This is a genomic window from Picosynechococcus sp. PCC 11901 (assembly GCF_005577135.1).
Taxonomy (GTDB): domain Bacteria; phylum Cyanobacteriota; class Cyanobacteriia; order Cyanobacteriales; family MRBY01; genus MRBY01.
On record NZ_CP040360.1, the window covers coordinates 641,968 to 662,473 of the forward strand.

The 20,506-nt window shown below is 51.4% G+C and carries 18 protein-coding genes and 1 other RNA gene; 13 read left to right on the forward strand and 6 right to left on the reverse strand.

The genetic code is table 11. The features are described 5' to 3' along the window. The first annotated feature begins 121 nt into the window (after positions 1–121). Together FEK30_RS04085 and FEK30_RS04090 are read left to right on the forward strand one after the other, a co-directional pair. On the forward strand, positions 122–877 hold the full coding sequence (locus FEK30_RS04085; protein ID WP_138071970.1) for a DUF1995 family protein: 756 nt from the start codon (positions 122–124) through the stop codon (positions 875–877). Between the two features lie 20 nt (positions 878–897). Then, positions 898–1,812, forward strand: a complete 915-nt coding sequence (locus tag FEK30_RS04090) for a TIGR04168 family protein (RefSeq protein ID WP_138071972.1) — start codon at positions 898–900, stop codon at positions 1,810–1,812. On the opposite strand, the gene FEK30_RS04095 is transcribed toward FEK30_RS04090, so the two are convergent. After that, the gene (locus FEK30_RS04095; protein WP_168191161.1) at positions 1,796–2,161 is read right to left on the reverse strand and encodes a VOC family protein; all 366 of its coding nucleotides are present in this window, start codon (positions 2,159–2,161) and stop codon (positions 1,796–1,798) included. The two genes, FEK30_RS04090 and FEK30_RS04095, sit on opposite strands and share 17 nt — an antisense overlap. Before the next feature lie 83 nt (positions 2,162–2,244). Then, the gene (locus FEK30_RS04100; protein ID WP_062431533.1) at positions 2,245–2,547 is read right to left on the reverse strand and encodes a hypothetical protein; all 303 of its coding nucleotides are present in this window, start codon (positions 2,545–2,547) and stop codon (positions 2,245–2,247) included. 205 nt (positions 2,548–2,752) lie between these two features. On the opposite strand from FEK30_RS04100, the gene FEK30_RS04105 reads away from it, so the two are divergent. The 4 genes from FEK30_RS04105 to rsmD all read left to right on the forward strand — a co-directional run bounded on the left by FEK30_RS04105 (position 2,753) and on the right by rsmD (position 6,528). Then, positions 2,753–3,546 (forward strand): IS5 family transposase gene (locus tag FEK30_RS04105; protein WP_138071976.1). Its coding sequence is split into 2 segments (ribosomal slippage): positions 2,753–3,086 and positions 3,086–3,546, totalling 795 coding nucleotides; the frame shifts between segments, so codons are not numbered across the junction. 637 nt (positions 3,547–4,183) lie between these two features. Then, positions 4,184–4,414: a hypothetical protein gene (locus tag FEK30_RS04110; protein WP_030006814.1), complete on the forward strand. Its 231-nt coding sequence runs from the start codon at positions 4,184–4,186 to the stop codon at positions 4,412–4,414. A gap of 26 nt (positions 4,415–4,440) precedes the next feature. After that, the gene (locus tag FEK30_RS04115) at positions 4,441–5,979 is read left to right on the forward strand and encodes an AAA family ATPase (protein ID WP_030006813.1); all 1,539 of its coding nucleotides are present in this window, start codon (positions 4,441–4,443) and stop codon (positions 5,977–5,979) included. Positions 5,980–5,988: 9 nt separating this feature from the next. Continuing rightward, on the forward strand, positions 5,989–6,528 hold the full coding sequence (gene rsmD / locus FEK30_RS04120) for a 16S rRNA (guanine(966)-N(2))-methyltransferase RsmD (protein WP_138071978.1): 540 nt from the start codon (positions 5,989–5,991) through the stop codon (positions 6,526–6,528). 170 nt (positions 6,529–6,698) lie between these two features. On the opposite strand, the gene FEK30_RS04125 is transcribed toward rsmD, so the two are convergent. Both FEK30_RS04125 and FEK30_RS04130 read right to left on the reverse strand, forming a co-directional pair. Then, positions 6,699–7,586, reverse strand: a complete 888-nt coding sequence (locus FEK30_RS04125) for an alpha/beta fold hydrolase (protein ID WP_138071980.1) — start codon at positions 7,584–7,586, stop codon at positions 6,699–6,701. Positions 7,587–7,648: 62 nt separating this feature from the next. Further along, positions 7,649–11,809: an nSTAND1 domain-containing NTPase gene (locus FEK30_RS04130; RefSeq protein WP_138071982.1), complete on the reverse strand. Its 4,161-nt coding sequence runs from the start codon at positions 11,807–11,809 to the stop codon at positions 7,649–7,651. Positions 11,810–11,890: 81 nt separating this feature from the next. On the opposite strand from FEK30_RS04130, the gene FEK30_RS04135 reads away from it, so the two are divergent. The 3 genes from FEK30_RS04135 (at position 11,891) to thiD (ending at position 14,955) form a co-directional block, all read left to right on the forward strand. Beyond that, complete coding sequence (locus tag FEK30_RS04135) at positions 11,891–12,739, forward strand: cell division protein FtsQ/DivIB (protein ID WP_255447947.1); 849 nt, start codon at positions 11,891–11,893, stop codon at positions 12,737–12,739. A 259-nt stretch (positions 12,740–12,998) separates the two neighbouring features. Continuing rightward, positions 12,999–14,147 carry a cell division protein FtsZ gene (gene ftsZ / locus FEK30_RS04140; RefSeq protein WP_223209902.1) on the forward strand — a complete coding sequence of 383 codons (1,149 nt, stop codon included), beginning with the start codon at positions 12,999–13,001 and terminating at the stop codon, positions 14,145–14,147. A gap of 4 nt (positions 14,148–14,151) precedes the next feature. After that, positions 14,152–14,955: a bifunctional hydroxymethylpyrimidine kinase/phosphomethylpyrimidine kinase gene (gene thiD / locus FEK30_RS04145; RefSeq protein WP_138071985.1), complete on the forward strand. Its 804-nt coding sequence runs from the start codon at positions 14,152–14,154 to the stop codon at positions 14,953–14,955. On the opposite strand, the gene FEK30_RS04150 is transcribed toward thiD, so the two are convergent. Next, complete coding sequence (locus FEK30_RS04150; RefSeq protein WP_138071986.1) at positions 14,952–16,304, reverse strand: GTP-binding protein; 1,353 nt, start codon at positions 16,302–16,304, stop codon at positions 14,952–14,954. The genes thiD and FEK30_RS04150 overlap by 4 nt on opposite strands. Before the next feature lie 67 nt (positions 16,305–16,371). Continuing rightward, complete coding sequence (locus FEK30_RS04155; protein WP_138071987.1) at positions 16,372–16,869, reverse strand: hypothetical protein; 498 nt, start codon at positions 16,867–16,869, stop codon at positions 16,372–16,374. Between the two features lie 377 nt (positions 16,870–17,246). On the opposite strand from FEK30_RS04155, the gene FEK30_RS04160 reads away from it, so the two are divergent. From FEK30_RS04160 to ssrA, 4 genes are all read left to right on the forward strand, one after another. Beyond that, a complete protein-coding gene (locus FEK30_RS04160; protein ID WP_138071988.1) occupies positions 17,247–18,305 on the forward strand; it encodes a glycerate kinase in 1,059 nt (352 codons plus the stop codon). A 26-nt stretch (positions 18,306–18,331) separates the two neighbouring features. Then, complete coding sequence (gene csaB / locus FEK30_RS04165; protein WP_138071989.1) at positions 18,332–19,363, forward strand: polysaccharide pyruvyl transferase CsaB; 1,032 nt, start codon at positions 18,332–18,334, stop codon at positions 19,361–19,363. Between the two features lie 140 nt (positions 19,364–19,503). Continuing rightward, the gene (locus FEK30_RS04170) at positions 19,504–19,992 is read left to right on the forward strand and encodes a Dps family protein (RefSeq protein WP_012305673.1); all 489 of its coding nucleotides are present in this window, start codon (positions 19,504–19,506) and stop codon (positions 19,990–19,992) included. A 98-nt stretch (positions 19,993–20,090) separates the two neighbouring features. After that, positions 20,091–20,486: a transfer-messenger RNA gene (gene ssrA / locus FEK30_RS04175) on the forward strand. Positions 20,487–20,506: the final 20 nt, after the last annotated feature.

The window sequence follows — 20,506 nt, forward strand, 5'->3', positions numbered from 1 at the left end:
CCTATCCATTTTTTGAAAATTTCGAGGTTCCCTTAACGTTAAGTACTTGCAAATCTTGCTTTGACGAAGAGATGGGGAACACTTGATAATAAGTCGATGTTCTGTTGTGCGTCGGTAAACCATGTCCAATCTGCCCCAATCCTTTGAAGAAACCCTCGAACAAGCGAAAGCCGCAACCCTAAACAGTTTAGAAGCAGGCTGTGGGCGGATTTTAATTGAATTGTGCTTTCCTGAGATTGCCCTACAGGCCCAGGCCTTGGCGTGGAATTGGGCGCAATTGTTTGTGGAGGAGTATGGTTCGGGGTTGAAAATTTTCTTTCCGGATACAGGGGCCGCAGCTTTGGCCCGGCGGGATTGGGGCGAAATTCCCTTTAAGGTGACGGATATCGGCACATCGCGATCGCCGATCGAAAATAAAATCGGCGATGATGACCAGATTTTTATCATTGTCTGCCCGTCGGCGGTGGAAGTTGCCCAGGTCGAAAAGCTCTGTAACTTTGCTGGCGATCGCCCGGTGATTATGTTGATTCCCCAACTGGAGGATGTGTCCATTGTCGGGATTGGCTATGCGGCGCGGCAACTGCGGGAACGGTTTATCAGCACCCTCGAAACCGCCTACTACATCCGACCCTACGAAAGCGCGATGGTTTGGCGTTCTTATCCCTCGGCGTGGGAAGTGTATCTCGAAAAAGAGGAAGACCAATACGAACTGATTGCCAGCGAAACGACCAAACCCCTTGGCGAATATTTAGAGCGGCTGCTGTTGGCGGCGGTGGAACCCGAAGCGGGGGAAGCGGCTAATCCCAACGCACCGAAAATCAAGAAAACAGGACTGCTTGGGGGTCTGCAAAACTTCCTAAAAGCCCTCAGCAACTAATTTTTGAGACTTGATGATCGATGATTGATAACCGTTCACTAACCATTGCCGTGGTGGGAGATGTCCATGACCAATGGGATGCCGTTGGCGATCGCCAAGCCCTAGAGATTCTTGGGGTAGATCTCGTGTTGTTTGTCGGGGATTTTGGCAACGAAGCGGTGAAATTAGTGCAACAAGTGGCGGATCTTCCTTTCCCAAAAGCCGTGATTTTAGGGAACCATGACGCCTGGTACACCGCCTCTGATTGGGGTCGCAAAAAAGCCCCCTACGACCATGCCAAAGAAGACCGTGTGCAAGCCCAGCTAGAGATTCTAGGAGAAACCCATGTGGGCTACGGCCATTTAGATTTACCGGAATTTCGGCTTTCGGTAGTCGGGGCGCGGCCTTTTAGTTGGGGGGGCGAAAAGTGGAAGAATGAGAAATTCTATGGCGATCGCTATGGCGTCCATGACTTTACGGAATCCACCGCGTTAATTGAGAAAAATATTGCGGCCTGTCAGTACGAAACCCTGATCTTTCTCGGACATAATGGCCCTACCGGATTGGGTTCGGAACCAGAAGATATGTGTGGTCGCGATTGGAATCCCCTGGGGGGTGATTTTGGTGATCCGGATTTTGCCCTGGCCCTGGCGATCGCCCGCCGTCAGAACAAGACAATTCCCCTAGTCACCTTTGGCCACATGCACCACAGCCTCCGCCACCGCAAAGATCGTCTGCGCACCCAATGTCAATTTTCAGACGAAACCCTCTATTTCAATGCCGCCCGCGTCCCCAGAATTCAAACCTACAACAATGGCGATCGCCGCCACAGTTTTTCTGTGATTACCCTCACCCAAGGCCGCCCAAGCAAAGCCGAACTGGTGTGGGTCAACCCAGCCAACCAGCAGCAAACGAGAGCAATCCTCTGGTCGCTGCCCCTCAGCTCTCTTCCGTAATCTCGATCACGTTGCCGTCTGGATCTTGCAAAAATAAGGCCCGTCGCCCCGATGCGCTCATCTCATAGGGATAATTTTCTTCGTCCAACTGCGATCGCACTGCATTCAGATCCTTCACACCGAAAGCAATGTGGGGATTCCGACCTAACTTTTCTGGATTGGCTAATTTCGCCTGGAACGTCGGATCTTCGATCAAATGAACCTGCATCTGGGGTAATTGGTACCACACGCCACCGTAGTTAAAGGGTCGTTCTACCTTTGGCAGCCCCAGCAGTCGATCATAAAAGGCCGCTGCCCGCTGCACATCTGTCACCAAAATTGCTGTATGTAGACAACGGGTTACTTGAATCTGAGGCGTTACCATACTGAATTGCTTGCTTGATGCTTAGTTTGACTGCTCACGTTTCCTAAATTCAAGGGGGAGACAACTCCCTAGGAATCCGTAGTTGCAAAATTAATCCAGCCTTCAATTTTAGGCCCGAGACGAAACAATAGAGATTGGGCTAACCCTAAATGATCAGCGACTAACAACAACATCATTGCCTGGTCTTTTACAGTCGTCAGTTGGGTTGGGCAGGCCTCAAAATCTAGGGTTAAGACAGTAGATTCGCCCCAGACTTCACGATAAATTTGGCACCGACTGGGAAGCAGGGCCGTGAGTTGACGAAAGCGTTCTAAGGCTTCTTTTTCAAAGGCAGCACTACTACCTTGGGTCGAAAAAGGTTGGTGGTTCATAGGGGGATTGTCGTTGATGACAAAACGCTGGCTTCTTCTTTTACCTTAAGGGTTGCTTTGGGGCTGTGGGGGCAGGCGTTAGAATTGTTATCAGAAAAGTCGCAGTAAGAGGGTGTTTATAAAGTAAAGATAAAGAGAACAGGATTTTTGCCCGTGAAGTCGTTAAGGTCAAGCATAAGCGTAACGACACAGGAGAATAGCACCAATGTCTCAAGCTTCTTACCCCAGTGACCTGACCGATGCAGAATGGGCTTTACTAGAACCCTTGATTCCTGCTCCAAAGTCCGGCGGTCATCCACGTACTACTGATATGCGACAGGTCTGCAATGGGATTTTCTATCTCCTCAAAACCGGTTGTCAATGGGCCTATCTGCCCAAGGACTTTCCTCCCTCCTCCACGGTGTACTACTACTATCGCAAATGGCAGAAGCAGGGAGTTTGGGAAAACATCAACCATGCTTTGCGGACTCGCTGCCGTCAAGCAGTGGGGAAAACCCCAGAACCTAGCGTCCTGATTGCCGATAGCCAATCGGTCAAGACGACAGAAAAAAGGGCGATGTCTATGGCTTCGATGGCGGGAAACAGGTCAAAGGAAGACGGAGAAACTTGCTAGTCGACAGTTTAGGGTTACTTTACAAAGTGATAGTCTCCGAGGGAAATAGCTCAGAACGAACCTTTGCCCTTGCTGCAGTGATGGAGCTAAGGGAGCAGCAACAGCAGATGTTGAAGCGATTGCGGTTGATGTGGGTAGATGCTGGATATCGAGGAGGACGCTTTGCCTTAAGTCTCTGGTTAATGGTGCAAGCCAAGGTGGAAGTGATTAGTAGAAACAGTAAAGAATTCATGGTACTCCCGAAGCGTTGGATTGTTGAACGTACATTTGGTTGGTTGAATTATTATCGTCGCCTTAGTAAAGACTATGAGCAATTATCAGAAGTGTCGGAGGCAGGGATTTATGCTTCCATGAGTCGTCTGATGTTGCGTCGGCTAGTTTCCTAAAGATTTACTTTATAAATGGTCTCTAAGACTCCGCTGTTCTAGGGCGGTGATATAAGATGATCGCCTGACGCGAGGCAGAAGCAATTCCAATATCTAGGCATTTTGCTACACTGAATTCTAGCGGATAGGGTAATCAACCGCTCTAAAAACCCAGTAGCCTCACGGCTCTACGCTGAACCTTGACAATCAAAGATATCGGGTTCTATCCAATAGTTCTAGGTTCCCCCGTTCGGCTGAGCTCACGCGGAAGTCTCACAGCCGAAGCCTGTGGATAGGTAAAATCTTTGCAGGAACTAGACGACCAGCATTTGAAACAAAGCGTTTCAAGTCAAACAAACATTGGACAAATCCAACTACCCAGGGGCACTGGGAAAGTAACGCTTGGGGAGAGACCCACCTCTGGTTAGGGCTTCGCAAGGAATCCTAGGTAAGTGGACTCGCTGAACCAAGAATCCTCTCGCCTTTAGGCAGGGGAGTGTCAACTTTGTGAATTGAGCATGACAATAGTATGAAGAAATATCCCGGTCTTTCTTCTGGGCTTAGAGAAAAATTTTAAATTTGGAGGGGGTTTGGGAAAATAACGTAAGATCAAAATACCGTTTTCTTTTCACGGCCAATGTTTTTGTGGGGAACCTCAATGGTTGAGTTTAATAGGCTGGTCAAAAAGGGAATTGATCGTAGTGTGAGACGGGGTCTCCTGAATCAAATTCGCCACGGCCTTGACATCAAATTTCCCCAGGATGCAGATCGCATTTTTGCCGATATTCAACAAATTCCCAGTCTGCACGGCCTCAAAATGATTGAGAATCAACTTTATCACCTCCAGACAGTCGAGGAACTCCGTTTGCTCTATCGCAATTTACTCTAAGTCGGGTCGGGAGTTTGGGGAGAACCATGGGCTTTTTGGATAACATTCACAGTTTAAAAACCTTCATCTGTGCGTTTCATCCGATCATCGTCATTGAGACTGTCGAAGAGGAACGGGTAGAGGCGCTCCTGCGGGAAGTGGTCAAAGATTTACACATGCCCTTATTTGAATGGACGGTGAATTTGGGACTGGCCCCGACCCCAGGGACAAAATATGCGCCCCGCACCAATGACTATGCTCGACCGGGGGCGAACAAACCGATCGCCTTTGAAAATACGGCAGATCCCCTCGATGTACTGAAATATATGGGCCAGATTGAACGCAATGGCATTTTTTGGCTCAAGGATTTTGCGCCCCACCTGGAGGATCCCAAAGTCATCCGGGAAGTACGGGAGTTGGCTGAGATTTATGGGGTTGTGAATTCGGCGATGGTGCTGACGGGGGAGTCGATCACTTTACCAAAGGCGATCGCCCACGATGCGGTGTATTTTGAACTGACCCTCCCGGATGGGGACGAACTGTACCAAACCCTGTCGGAGGTGATGCGGGAACTCAAGGTGCGCCACAAGCTAGCCATTACGCTCCAGGGGGAAGAACTGAATCAATTTGTCCATGCCCTCAGTGGGATGACCCTCAAGCAGGCGCGCCAGGCGATCGCCTATGCTGCCTTGATCGACGGGGAACTCAACGGGGCCGACATCCTCAAGGTGATCCACCGCAAGGCCCAGATCCTCCGGGAAGAATCTCTTCTGGAACTCTTTCCCGTGGAAGAAAATACGGCGAAATTGGGGGGCTTTGTGGGTCTCAAACAATGGCTCAAACGGGCTCAAGTGGGCTTTAGCTCGGCGGCAAAACGGGTGAATCTCCCGGCTCCGAAGGGGATTTTAATCGTCGGGGTGCAGGGTTGCGGGAAATCCCTCGCGGCGAAAACCATTGCTAGGGAATGGCAACTGCCCTTGTTAAAACTGGATGCGGGCCGCCTGTACAACAAATTTGTCGGTGAATCGGAGAAAAATTTCCGCCAAGCAATCAAACTAGCTGAATCCATGGCTCCGGCGGTGTTGTGGATCGATGAAATTGAAAAAAGCTTTGGTAATCCCAGCGGTGAGGGCGATGGGGGTCTGAGTTTACGTTTGTTTGGCTCGTTTTTGACTTGGCTCCAGGAAAAATCCCAAGAAGTTTTTGTCGTTGCAACGGCGAATGATCTGTTGCAACTGCCGCCGGAACTGCTGCGGAAAGGGCGCTTCGATGAAATTTTCTTTGTGGACTTGCCCAATGCCCAAGAGCGGGCGGCGATCTTTTCGATTCACCTGGCGCGCCATCGACAAAATGTCCAAGATTTTGATCTGCGCATCTTGGTGACGGCGGCGGCAGGCTATAGCGGTGCAGAAATTGAACAGGCAATTATTGCCGGGCTATACCAGGCTCTCTACGCCCAAACTCCCTTAACGACGGATGCGCTGGTGGCCCAGATGAAAAGTACGGTGCCCCTGTCGGTGTCGCGGCGAGAGGATGTGGAAAAATTACGGGCGATCGCCTCGGAACGTTTTGTGTCAGCGCGGTAAAATACCGGGATGCGCATCTATGGCAATCGACAAATCAAAACTCTCCCTGGCGAACTAACGCGGCCCACCCTGGCAAAGGTGCGGGAGGCAATTTTTAATGTTTGGCAAGGACAGGTGTCTGGCTGCCGCTGGCTGGATCTTTGTGCGGGTTCTGGCTCCATGGGGGCTGAAGCATTATGTCGCGGCGCGGTGAAAGTTGTCGGCATTGAGAAAAATTCCCAGGCTTGCCGCATTATTCAAGAAAATTGGCAGAAAGTGGCTAAAGTTGACCAGGAATACCAAATTTTAAAAGGTGATCTCCTCAAACGCTTAGAAAATTTAGGGGGTGAAACCTTTGATTTGATTTATTTTGATCCACCCTACGCCGCGAAACTCTACGACCGAGTTTTAACCAAAATTGTTGATTTAGAATTGCTCGCTCCCACCGGAGAATTGGCCGTGGAATATGACCCGAAACTCTGGCAACCCCTTGAATTACCGGGACTAGAGCTATTTAAAGAAAAAAGCTATGGCAAAACGGCGATCGCCTTTTACTGTCCTGCTGATTGACACTCCCCTGACCCCTCTCAAGAGGGGAATGGTTTGTGGGTGTTCTGGAAAGTCCCTAACATCCTCCCTAGAGGGAGGTGGCCGCTAGGCCGGAGGGTGTTCTCTCCCCTGGAGGGGAGTCAGAGGGGTGTCACCTTGAGGAAGGTGGCGAAGCCGGAGGGTGGAAGGGTTTACCCCAAACGTTGCAACCAATCAAGGATCAAAGAATTAACCAAACTGGGATTTTCGTCGTGGGGACAGTGGCCCGCCCCCGGAATCGGATGAAACTCGACCCCGGCATTTTGCGCGGCGAGATCTTGGTAAATTTGCGAGCCTTTGATCGGTGTCCAGGGATCGCGATCGCCCCAAAGCACCAGTAAAGAATGTTGCCGTTTTGGTAAAAGTTCCGTCGGGCTATCCCCAGGGGGAGCCGTAATCACCGAGGCAAAAACCTGTTGCGCCCCCGGATCACAGGAAGGTTCGTAGAGCATCTCAACCAATTCATCGGTGACGGCTTGGCGATCGCCATAGACTTGATAAAGGGTATTTTTGATGCGCGATTTTTGACGCACCTGATTAAAAATAAATGGCCCCGTTAATCGCGAACTAACCAATTTCGCGAAAGTACCCATCACCACCCGTAACGGTAGAGCCAGTTCATCGGGGCGATGGTTGAGGCCGCCCGCGCAGTTAATTAACACGCCCCCCGCACAGAGGTCAGGATAATTCGCTAACATCGCTAAACTGAGCAGACCGCCGATGGAATTGCCCACAAATACCGTGGGTTGCTGGATTTTCGCTTGCCAAAAATCGCGGAGTAAATCTTGCCATAGGTCGAGGCTATAGTCCCAGGCGGGTTTCGCTGAAGCGCCGAAGCCTAATAAATCTAAAGCAAAAACTTGATAACCCTGGGCCGCAAGGGCGGGAATGTTGTGTTTCCAGTGACCGATCGAAGCGCCAAACCCATGGATCAGCAGGAGGGGTTGACCTTCCCCTTGGACGGTGTAGCGGATTTGTTGGTCGCGCCAAGTCCAATTGAGGGGCGTTAGGGCGGAAAGAGGAGTGACGGCCTGGGTCATGGTTTTTGCGAAATGAAATCGGTGTAATGAAGTGAATGACTTACTTTTGTGAGTATAACGTGCTACTCCGGTGGGAGGTCGAGGAGAGCCGTACACAATTGGCGATCGCCTGGGCGTTGGCTGGGAGAAATTTTTAAATTGCCATAGATTAGTAGTCGGCAACTTTTCTGGAGTAATTCATCGAGATCGAGGTTCCAGAGAATGAGTTGATTGTTTTGATCTAAAGTGGCGATCGCCTTTCCTTGGGGCTGCCAGTGGAGTTGCGTGATCGGAGCTTGGTGCCCCGTGAGGCTGCCGAGGTAGGTGCCATCCAGTTGCCAAAATTGCAGATGATGGTTTTCTGTATTGGTGATCAACAAAGGTAAAGCACCGTAGAAACCGATGCGGTCGGGGCCATTGCTTTGGTGGTTGATGGCGCTGGGTTCCCCAAAGACGGGATTATTATTTTCGTAGGTCATTGGGTAAACGAACACCTGATGATCCCGCCCCGTCAAGCCGAGGTGGCGACTATCCGCCCCAAATTGGAGATCCATGATTTCCGTGGCAAAGGGGGGAAATTGGGTCACAAGGAAGAAAGAATTATTCCGTCGCCGCTGCCAAATTTGCACGGTGCGATCGCCCGCCGCCGTTGCCAATAATTTTCCGTCGGGGCTGAATTGTAGGGCGGTAATTGGCCCCCGATGTTCCGTCAAAATTTGCAACAGTTCCCCAGTTTCCGTCCAGAGGCGCACCGTTTGATCCTGGCTGCCCGCTGCAAACATTTTTCCATCACGACTCCAAGCAACAACGTTAATTTTGTCCTGGAAGCCCCCCAGGGTTTGCACAATCTGTCCATTTCTTTGGCGGAGCTTCACCCGGCGATCGTCTCCCCCGGTGACAAAGAAGTGACCTCGTGGTTGCCAGGCGAGACTGGTAATCGACTCATTGCTGGATTTTAAGACTTGATCCTGGTTGGGCCACTGCCGCAAAGGTTGGTTGGGCTGGGCGAGCAGAAGCTGGAAACTATTCCCCACAAAGGCAAAGTCCGTAATGGGCACATCTGGGGTTATGGTTTGGCGATCGCCTGGGGGCCGAAAAACTGCCGGAATAAAATTTTGACTAAAGTCCCGCACCGTTGTTGCAGTAGTCGATGCAGCGAGGGTGCTGAAATTTTGTTCTAGGGCAAGGAGCACCTTAAGTCTGGTTGCGGGGGTAACGACATCATCGTCCTTATCATCCAGTCGTTGCAAGACCACCGCCGCCCGGATACTTTCCCGGAGGGCTTCGACGGGTTGGGCACCATTCTGGAGCACCTTGGCGGCCTCGGCCAGTTTCATCAGAATGGCGTTTTGCGCCCCTTGCCACCGCTGGTACCGTTGCAGTTCCACCCAGCGCAGGCCAAACCCCAAGGCGATCGCCACCAGACCCAAGCGCCAAACGGTACCCACCGACACCTTCCACCAGCGCCGCCAGAGCATTTCCCGTTCCCGGCCAGTGATGCGCTGGAGCCACTGTTGGGACTGAAAGGCTTGGTAGTGGTGCCGAATGGGTTCAACGAGATCGGGCCGAGCCAGTTGGTAGGACTCTTGGCCGCCATAGAGTTGAGCGCGAATTAGCCCCGTTGTTTTAAAAATATGCAAAATGAGTTCTGCTTTTTCTTCTCCCAGGCGGCGATCGCCAAGGAATTGACGACCCAGTTGGAGGATGTCCGCCTTGGTGAGCACCAGTTGACTATGGCGCAAATCCGTAAAGTAATGGAGAAATTGCCAGGCCAAATCACGGTTTTCATCGCCGCAGTAGCGAATGATCCCCAGCAGCGATCGTTCCAACAGCAGCAATTTAGGCGGAAAGCCCAACCCTAAATATTCCTCCCTGGTATAAAGATGATCCTGGTGCAGTTGCGCGCCGATGACCTGGAGTTCGAGGGGGCGAATTTCCCCGTGGCCATCCTGCAGATCCTGAATTAGTTGCTGCATTAACCCTTTGTCTAGGGGCAGTTTGGCCCAGGTTGCTATCCGTTCTAAAAGGGCGATCGCCGCATCGGGACGCAGATTTCCCAGGCGATGGCGGAGACGGTGGTCAAAAAGATTGTGGTTCGTCTCCCCTAGATCCGCCCCTGCTTCCCAATCCAAAAGGGGCGCTAGGGCCTCGTTACGACAGGACAGGATTACTTTCACCGTTGGCAGTTGCAGACTTTGGGCCAAGAAACGTAAAAAATCCTGACGCTCTTCCGGGTTGGGATATTGCAAGAAAAACTGCTCAAATTGATCAAAGATCAACACCGTCAAAGGGGCAAAATCTTGCTGCTGTTGGAGGTGAACGAGGGGATCTAAGTTGGGGGGATTGGGCCAGGGACAAAAGGGGCGATCGCCATGGAGTTGTTGCACTAGGCGGCGGGCCCACTGACCATAATTTTTAAAATAAATAACCTGTACTGGCCGTCCATCTAGGGGTTGGCTTTGGAGCCTGGGGATCAATCCCGCTCGAAGAAGGGAGGTTTTGCCCACAGCGGTAGCCCCATGGAGCAAAATCAGGTTGGGTTGGGGGCGCTGCAACCGATGGAGCAAGGTCTGGAGATCCTGATCTCGTTGGGAACCCTGGAGCATCACCAGACTGAGAGGATCATAGGGCGAACACAGGTTCCGTTGCAGCTGATCTGGTAGGGGTTGAGTCCCCACAAAAGGCCGCCAACCCCAGCTTTGTTCGTATTGTTGGCGTTCCCAGGCGAGGTCAAAGGCCTGGCGATAGTCCTTACCTTGTCGGTAAAGATCACCCAGACAAGCAAAAATCTGATCATAGAGCCGTTGTTGCCAGTGGCCCCAGGGAATAGGTAATGTTTTGGGCGCTGTGAGTTGGCTGCGGCTGGGCGGCAGAATTTCTTCTAGGGTGGCGATCGCCTGGGCAAATTGACCAAGGGCTTGGTTTGCTTGAGCCAAAATAAGAGCACTCCAAGCTCTGACCACCACTGGGGGCGCTTCATCCAGGGCTTGGCAATGTTCTAGGGCTGTTTGGGCGAGGGTTTGGGCTTTGTGCCATTGTTGTTCCTGAAGGGCGATCGCCGCCATTAGACCGTAATGCTGGGCTAGTAGTTCGGGTGGCCAAGGCTCCTGAACCCCCTTAAGGAGTGACCAAGCCAAATCCCCTAGGGCTGACCTGCGCTGCCACTGCTGTAAAAATACGCCGATCAGTAAACTCAGTTGACTAACCCAAACCCATTGTTCCTGTCGTTCCCAGAGGCAACGGCTCAGGCGGAGATAATAGAGGGCCTGTTCTCCTTCTGGACTGGGGGCCTGGTAATGCTGGGGGCGATCGCCTAAGAGTAGACCCAAATGAAACAAAATCAGAGCTAGCTGTTGGCCCTGAGAACGCGATAACTGCTCTAGCAACGGCGAATTTGGGTTGTCCCGCAGTACCTTGAGCCAATCGATCCCCTGCTCCCCACGGCAATAGTGGTGCAGACTCTCCTGATAGGCTTGCTGGGCTGTTTGCCATTGCTGATCTTGGTGGGCTTGTCGTCCCTGAATAAAACAGAGCAAACCCGCGCCGTCACTCAGAGTCTTGGTGGCGAAGTCTAAGTCTTGATAACCCCGTTGACCGGGCGCTAAATTCCAGTGGCGATGATCGAGAAAAATTAGGGGGCCAGCGGCGGTTAGTCTTTGAAAGTAGTCCTGTTCTGTACGTTGCCAAAAATTCTGAAGCGCCTGGGAAGGCCAGGTAATTTCTCCCAAATCCGTTGCGGTGGCCAGCCCATCAGGAACTTGTCGTTGTTGATAATTTGCCGTTGGTAGCGTCACAATCCAGGGGAAAATTTGGCTTTGAAACGTTGCCGCAGTTAAGTTAATGGCTGGGGTTAACCCAAAAACCATGGCGCCATTGATGTGAGAAGGTTGGATACCAAGATTGGTTAGGGTTGTCTCTAACAGATTTAAAATCGCTCCGAGATCATCGGCCTGGGGTTCTAACCAAAGACAAAGTAGCCCCTGGGCGATCGCCTTTTCTTTTAAATCTGCCAATGCCTGGTCACTGTAGTATGCCGCCGTAAACTGAGAGAAAACCTGGTGCCATCGCAGTTTTAGATTGCCCTGGAGTTGTCCCAGAAGTTCCTGTTCTTGGGCTTGATAGTTGCAGCGAACAAGATAAAGTCCTGGTTGAGTATCACTACGGGGAGAAGACCACAATCGGTCGGCCAACCGTTGCACAATGGGGCGGGACGTGGGAAATGGCGGGCCAGGGCGATTGATCATGGCAAATCCAAGGGTAATTTCCAGGAAAGAGAACTAACTTCAGTAAGATAGTCATACATTGTGTCGGTTTTAACGTCACCTATGACAGAAATCACCATGGCAACACGGGAGCAGCTCCGGGAACAACGGAAGCAAAAACAACGACAGCGTACCCTCCGCTGGTTCCAGAGTCTATGGCGATCACTGGCCCTGATAGGGTTGGCCTATGGAGCATTCTGGGTACTAGACCGACCCGATTGGATTATCAAAAGTGCCGCCCAAATCACCATTGAAGGCAATCAAGTCCTGCCCGCAGAGCGGATTCGTCCCCTGATCCCCCTCACCTATCCCCAACCGATCCTAACCCTCAAACCCCAGGAACTAGAGCAAGCCATTGAAGCCCAAGGGGCGATCGCCGAAGCCCTGGTTTCCCGTCGTCTGGTGCCCCCCAGCCTGGCGATCCAAGTCCAAGAACGCTTCCCCGTCGCCCGCTCCCAAACGCCCATCTCTAGCCAAGGCGATCGCCCCCTTGAACCGGGATACCTAGATGCCGAAGGGCAATGGTTCCCCGCTGCAGTCTACGAACCCCTCAGTGAATATCAGCCCTTACCGACCCTCGAAGTGACCGGAATTCGGGAGCTGCAACTGCCCCTCTGGCCCGAACTCTATCGCACCCTAGGGCGATCGCCCGTTGAAATTTTGAGCATCAACTGGCAAGACTCCAACAATTTGATTTTGAACACCGAACTTGGTAGTTTTCACCTGGGGCCAGATCTGACGCAACTCGAGGCCCAATTAGAGGCGATCGCCAAGCTCCAACAAACCCTCGGCACAACCATTCCCGCCCAGGATATCCAATACATCGATCTGCAAAATCCTGACGAGCCGATTATCCAGAGCAACAAACCCATCGTTCCCCCAGCCTCCCAGCCCGAAACCCCCCAAACCTAAAAAAATGATGCCCCTGTAACAGCAACATCTCCCAAAATCTGGCAGTCTAAAAAAGCTTGAAGGTCTTATGATCTAAGAAATTTCTCCCAAAAGATACTTAATAAATCCTGTTAAACGACTAAACTTAAATATTCATATCCATCACACTTTTTTTGTGACCGTGAGCCAAAACCATCTATTCCAACCCCATAACGCCTCCTTCGATGCGACTGGAAACCATTCCGCCAGCGCCGAAGAAACCGCGTCGCAATTTCCGATCATGCCCAGCAGCGTTGCTCAAATCAAAGTCATCGGTGTGGGTGGTGGTGGCTGTAATGCGGTGAATCGGATGATTGAAGGAGGCATGTCGAGTATCGACTTTTGGGCGATTAATACCGATGCCCAGGCCCTAACCAACTCCAAAGCAAAAAAGCGCCTGCAAATTGGTCAAAAAATCACCAGGGGTCTTGGGGCTGGTGGTAACTCAGCCATTGGTCGCAAAGCCGCCGAAGAATCTCGCGATGAAATTGCCCAGGCCCTCGAAGGCGCAGATCTCGTCTTTATTACTGCTGGCATGGGGGGCGGTACTGGCACTGGCGCCGCCCCCATCGTCGCCGAAGTCGCAAAAGATTTAGGTTGTCTCACCGTTGCGGTGGTGACCCGACCCTTTAAATTTGAAGGCCGCCGCCGCTCGAACCAAGCCGAAGAAGGCATCAAAGAACTCCAGAGCCGCGTCGATACCCTACTGGTTATCCCTAATACAAAGCTCCTGGATATGATCCCCCAGGAAACGTCGATGTCCGAGGCCCTACGCGCTGCCGATGAAGTGCTCCGCCAAGGGGTACAAGGGATTTCCGATATTATTACCATCTCCGGCCTGGTGAATGTAGACTTTGCCGATGTGCGGGCGGTAATGGCCGATGCCGGTTCTGCTCTGATGGGGATTGGTGTCGGTTCTGGTAAATCCAGAGCACGGGAAGCAGCCTTGATGGCGATTTCTTCGCCACTGATGGAGTCGTCCATTGAAGGAGCCCAAGGCGTTGTCCTGAATATTACCGGGGGCCACGATCTGACCTTGCATGAAGTCAATGATGCTGCGGAGGCCGTTTACGAAGTGGTCGATCCCAATGCAAATATTATTTTCGGGGCGGTGATCGACGAACATCTCCAAGGGGAAATCAAAATTACGGTCATTGCCACTGGGTTTGCTGTAGAGTCCCAAGCCGCAGAAACGCCCCAGCCTTTACCCCAACAGCGACGGATGCAGGCGGTTCCCCAGCCGGATCTTTCCCAGGCTCCGCCAGTGCCAGAAACCCCTAGACCCCGTCCTGCTACACCACCCCAGGCCCAGCAGCCCCCCGCCCCCCGGAATGGTTTCCCGGATATTCCTGACTTTTTGATGCGCCGTTCTAATCGTTCTAAGCAGTAGGTCGATGGCAATTACTCCGGCGATCGCCTTAACCATTGCCGGCTCCGATAGTGGCGGTGGGGCAGGCATCCAAGCCGATCTCAAAACCTTTGCCTTCCACGGTGTCCATGGCACCAGTGCGATCACCTGTGTCACGGCCCAAAATACCATTGGCGTCACCGATGTGGTGGCCCTGAATTCGGCCATGGTAACTGCGCAAATTGAGGCAGTGGTCAAGGATATTGGCGTCCAGGCAGTGAAAACAGGGATGCTCCTGAACGAAAAGATCATGGCGGCGGTTTTGATGGCTGCAGCAATCGGTAGGCTCCCCAACTGGGTTTTGGATCCGGTGATGGTTTCCCGCACGGGGGGACAGCTCATCGACGACGGGGCGATCACCTTTTTGCAAAAGCAATTAATCCCCCTCGCCCAGATCCTCACGCCAAACCGTTACGAGGCGGAGATTCTCAGTGGCCTAGAAATTACCGATCTCGCCACCATGGAACAGGCGGCCCAGAAAATTCATCAGCTTGGTTGTGGGGCAGTGCTTGTTAAAGGGGGAGCGATGACCGGGGCATTACAAGGGGTGGATGTGTGGTTCGATGGTGAACGGCTTGAAATTTTAAAAACGGCATGTATCCAGACCCCCCACACCCACGGCACTGGTTGTACCCTTTCGGCGGCGATCGCCGCTCGCTTAGCCCTGGGAGATCCTCCATTCCAGGCCGTTAACAAGGCAAAGACCTACGTCACAGAAGCCCTAAAACATAGCCTAGCCATTGGTCAGGGGACGGGGCCAGTGGGCCATTTTTATCCGATTTTGCCCTAAACTGCGGCGATCTCTGCTTGTAGCCGATATAGCAGGGTTTGGCGATCGCACTGGGCGAGAATTTCTTTGATCGTCGTACTTGCCCCCAGGTTTCCCCAACTGCAGCCATTTTGGAGATAGGTCTGGGTCACTTTTCCGATCACATAGCTACCATAGGCAGCAATTCCCCCCTGGGCGAGGGCGGCGGTGCCATAGAGACCGAGAGTGCTCGGATTGGTTAGAGATTCAAAACTGAGGGCTGTTTTACCTAAACCCAGAAAGACACCGCTACCCAGTTCCGCCACAAACAAAATTCCCGCACTGATTAGAATATTGCGCCAGAGTTTGGCTGCCTCGTGGCTGGTCATGGGTAATCCATACAAACGGGCGAGGGCACGGATCAAGGCTAAATCGGCAAAGGTCCCCCCAAGGAGATCCAAAAAGCCAATGGGATTTAGGGCGATCGCCGCACCTTTGGTTTTGGCATAGTTCCAGATCAATTCTTCGGCTTCAGTTTGGCGATGGGACAGGGTTTTTTGGGCGATCGCCGTTTGCAAGTGACGCGCCTGGACAAGGGCATGGACAGCCATCAAAGATTTTCCTTCGCGGCTGAGGATCGTAAAAATCTTTTCCCGTAGGGGATCAATCTGGGCGTCGGGGGTTTCCCAAGCTTCTTCGACACGGCCATCGGGATGTTCAATGCGGACGGCGAGGGGTTGGGGTTCGGCGGCAACCATGACAATTTCTTCGGGACTGAGGGGAAACTGGGTGCCCGTTGATTCTTGGCTCAGTTGTTGGAGTTGCTGGAAAATACTTTGGCGATCGCAGTCGGGATAGAGATCAATTTTGTTAAATACCACGAGCAGTGGTTTGTGCTGTTGGCGCAGTTCGTAGAGAGATTCGTACTCGGTGCGGGTAATATCGCCGGCAATGATAAATAAAATCAAGTCAGAGTTTGCGGCCACTTCCGCCGCCATTTTTGTGCGAGCTTCCCCGGCAATTTCATCGAGGCCTGGGGTATCGACTAATTCAATTTTGAGTTTTTCCGTGGTCAGGGGCCAACGCACCGCCCGTGGATATTGGGTCACCCCGTGGAGGGGGCCAGTTTCGAGCATTTTTTCGCCAATGAGGGCATTGATCACCGCTGATTTGCCGCGACTGACCAGGCCAAAGGTGGCAATGCGCAGGAGATTTTGATCCAGTTTGGCGATCGCCGTTTGGAGTTGTTGCAATTCGGGCCGTACAGCCGCTTTTAATGCTGGGTCGGGGGGATAGTGCCAATGGCGGCGGGTGTTGCCATACCAAGCCAGGGCCTGCTGGAGACTGGCCCGCGCTAGGGTAAAGTGCCTTTCCTGTTGTTGACTATCCATGAGCGGTGCCAGAAGTAATGAAACTCACTATTTATGCTGCCAAGGCTGTTTAAATGAGTTTGCAGGGCTAATCCCTTTCAATGAGTTGCAGTTCGTACTTATCAGATGAGACCAAAAATTGAAATATTTTCCCGAAGTTACTTTCAGGCTGAGCTAGGCTAAAGCTTAAGGCAAGGAAGAATAGACATAATGAGAACACTGCAGAAGCAGCGACCCCTTGGAATACACCCCAGCAAAACCCCCAGAGGTCTTTTTTAGTCGCTTCGCGAATTTGCTGAGAAATTCCTGTTTGTAGTTCTTCGCTTAGGCGCTTTTCTGCGTAATCCTCAGCGAAGATGGAAAGAGTTGTTGATGCTTCATCACGTAATTTATCTAGTCTGCGGTCAGTATAACTATCTAAAAATGCATCTTTTTTTGTCTTGGTGGCACTTAAATTTTTCTTCACCCACTCACATTTTTCTAGCTTGTATTCCGCATAAGCAAGCATACCAATAAGACGATCACTACTATCCTCGTCGCAGCTCAAAACAAGCTTCTCAAAGATTTGGTTATACTGACTAGCCATGATTGTCAGACTTGTCTGAGGCTCTCATCTGCTTGCGAACTGACATAGCATATCTCATTGATTCCCGAACTTTATTGATATCAATGCTTACAGGCCCGTTTTGGGATTGAATTGTCACATATTTAGGCACATATTTATGCTTGTCATTGCTATCAACTTTATTTTGGGTTGACATATTCATAAAAGTAAAAAACAACACAACTGATCCTGACAGCTATTCTAATGTAAGAAAAATATTTCTGAATATGTATTCACAAATATTTTTAAACCTGTATTTTTTTGATTACGTTAATTAATTATAGATTCTCTGTACTATTTTAGCAGTTTTTCTATATTTGTAGAGCCAAGTTTTAGCATTGACATGAGGACAAGTAGTGATGTGGCTTGAAACGTTACTATTCAACTGGTTGACCCCACAAAAACCCCAAGCGGCAGACTTGATCTACCTACTGGAACAAGCCCAAGCGGATCCAAACCAAGCTGCAGCCCTCGATTATGATCTGAGTCTGGCCGGCATTACCCACCGGGCTAAGGATTTTTTGGCGATCGCCCCGGAAATTCTCCAGCTTTGTAAGACTCTCAAATTTCACGATCAAGGCGCAATTCTCAAAACCCTCTGGGAACTGTGGCTGCCTCTGGCCCAACAAATTCGTACCGCTCGCCAACAGCAGGATCAACCGCTAATTTATGGCATCCTCGGCGGCCAAGGCACAGGCAAAACGACCCTCTGTCGGGTGTTGCAAACGGTTCTGGCGCGGTGGCAATATCCCTGTGTGGCGATTTCCATTGATGATCTTTACAAAACCTATGCCGAACGTCAGGATTTACGAAAAACTCAGCCGGAACTAATTTGGCGTGGCCCCCCCGGTACCCACGATGTAGACCTGGGCCTAGAAGTTTTAACGCAACTACAACGGGCCAACCTGGGAGATAAAATTGCCATTCCCCGCTTTGATAAGTCTTTACATAATGGTGCGGGCGATCGCCTTGGGCCGGAGTGGATTGATCCGGTGGAAATTGTGCTTTTTGAAGGGTGGTTTGTGGGTTGTCGGCCCGTTGCTCCGGAAGTTTTTGACACAGCCCCAGAGCCGATTTTAACCGCAGGCGATCGCCTTTTTGCCCGCCGCATTAACGAGGCTTTAGCAGAATATGTTCCCCTGTGGGAAAAGCTGGATCGGTTGTTGGTGCTGTCCCCCGAAGATTATCGTCTGAGTAAACAGTGGCGCAAGGATGCAGAACACCAAATGATCGCCCAGGGTAAAACGGGAATGAGTGATGCAGAAATTGATCAGTTTGTGGATTATTTTTGGCGATCGCTCCACCCAGAACTCTTTATCCAGCCCCTCACCCAAAATCCCCATTGGACAGATCTCGTCATTGAAATTGACGCCGCCCATCGCCCTAGTAAAATTTATCGCCCCCACAATCCGGCATAATAGGCTTGTTTTTTGTGGATTGCCCAATGCCAAATGTTGTTTTGTGTGGCTATTACGGTCAGGGAAATGCCGGGGATGAAGCCCTGCTATTGACTCTGTTGCAGATGTTGCCCCCTGGGGTGAAGCCCATTGTCCTCTCCCACAATCCCACCGCTACCGCCCAAGCCTATGGTGTGACCGCAATTCCCCACAAATCCTGGGCAGCTCTCAAGGCGATCGCCAAAGCAGATGGTTTTATCTTTGGGGGCGGCAGTTTATTGCAGGATGTCACGAGTTTAGGAAGCCTGCTATATTACGCTGGTTTGATGAAATGGGCGCAACTCCTAGGGAAAAAGACCATCGCCTGGGGCCAGGGCATCGGCCCGTTGCAGTCTAGTTTGGCGAATCAGGTTACGCGCTTTGTGCTGCGGGGTTGCACAGAAATCACCGTGCGGGATCAGGCTTCAGCAGATTTATTAAAAAATTGGCAGATTCCCCACAGGCTCGCCCCAGATCCGGTGTGGGCTTTAGCAGCAAAATCTTTTCTGGAAATGCCAGATTTACCCCATCTCCGCATTGCGGTCAATCTCCGCTCCCACCGCACTTTAACCGCCCCAAAAATTGCTGTTCTGGGGGAAGCCCTCAAACAATTTCAACGGCAGCATCAGGCCAGTGTGATTCTTGTGCCGTTTCAAAAAAGCCAGGATGAGGCGATCGCCAAGCAACTTTACGACGAATTAGCAGAACCCAAGGCAATCATTACCCCATTGCAACCGCAACAGTACAAAAGCCTGTTTGCCCAAGTGGATTTTCTGATTGGGATGCGCCTCCATAGTTTGATCCTCGCCGCCGCCGCTTGTCCCTGCTTTGCCTTGAGCTACGATCCTAAGGTGGCCCAGTTACAGCAACAATGTCACCTCCCTGGCCTTGATCTGGATCAACTCCCCCGCGATGCAACTGCGATTACCGAACAGTGGACAGCCGCTTTGCAAACCGCCGAAAAGCTGACCCCAGCCCAGCAGCAAACGATTCAATCCGAGGTACAGACCCATCAGGAAATACTGACAATCTTCCTTTAAAAATGCGCTCGGTTTTGACACCTAGGATGCGATCGCCGAAAAAATTGTTGATAATGGGCGTAAAAGTACTCTAACTGGAAAATCTTCACATAATGGGTAGTAAATCCAAAACTAAGACCAAAGCCAAAGAAGAAGTAGCCATGAGCACTGTCTCTGGCCCGATGCCCATCAACACTGGCATTAGCGAAGCCGATCGAGAGGCGATCGCCAAAGGCTTAAGCCACCTCCTCGCCGACACTTATACCCTCTATCTCAAAACCCATAATTTCCACTGGAACGTCACTGGGCCAATGTTCCAGACCCTCCACCTCCTCTTTGAAACCCAGTACAACGAACTCGCCCTGGCCGTAGATCTCATTGCCGAACGTATCCGCGCCCTGGGTGTACCGGCCCCCGGTACCTACCAAGAATTTGCCGAACTCTCCGCCATCCCCGAAGGCACAGGGGTACCCACTGCCGAAGAAATGATTCGTCTTTTGGTAGAAGGCCAAGAAACCGTTGTCCGCACTGCCCGCTCCATCTTCCCCACCGTGGACAAGGCCAACGACGAACCCACCGCCGATCTGCTCACCCAACGGATGCAGGTGCACGAAAAAAATGCCTGGATGCTCCGGAGTTTGTTGGGCTAGAACTTCTTACGAGAAAAAATGGGAGGCGATCGCGAACTTGATAGCGGGTTTTCCCTCCCTAAGAACCAAGGCCCAATGCTATACTAAATACATTGCACGGGGCCGCAACGGTTTCGACAGGTTGGCGAAAGCTTCCACTGTGATGCAGGTCGAGAGTGGGTCTCCTCTCGCAAATCAAAGATCCAAACAAAATGTAACTGCGAACAACATCGTTCCTTTCGCTCGCAAGGCTGCTGCTGTAGCTTAATAAGAACACCTTAACTTAGGTTCGAGCATTCATAATTCGACTCCGTTAAGGATTATGACTAAACCCCCAACGGATGCTCTCTAGGAATACATCTGGTTTGCACTAGAGCTAAGACTAGACCAGAGATTCTTGGCGACTCGGAACAAGCAGTCGTTCCCGTTCTGAGGATTAGAAGGACTAAACCTGTGAATGAGCTAGGGGTGAATACCCAGTTTGGACAGCAGTTCGACTCTGCTCGGCTCCATTTCTTTTGATCAGTTACAACAA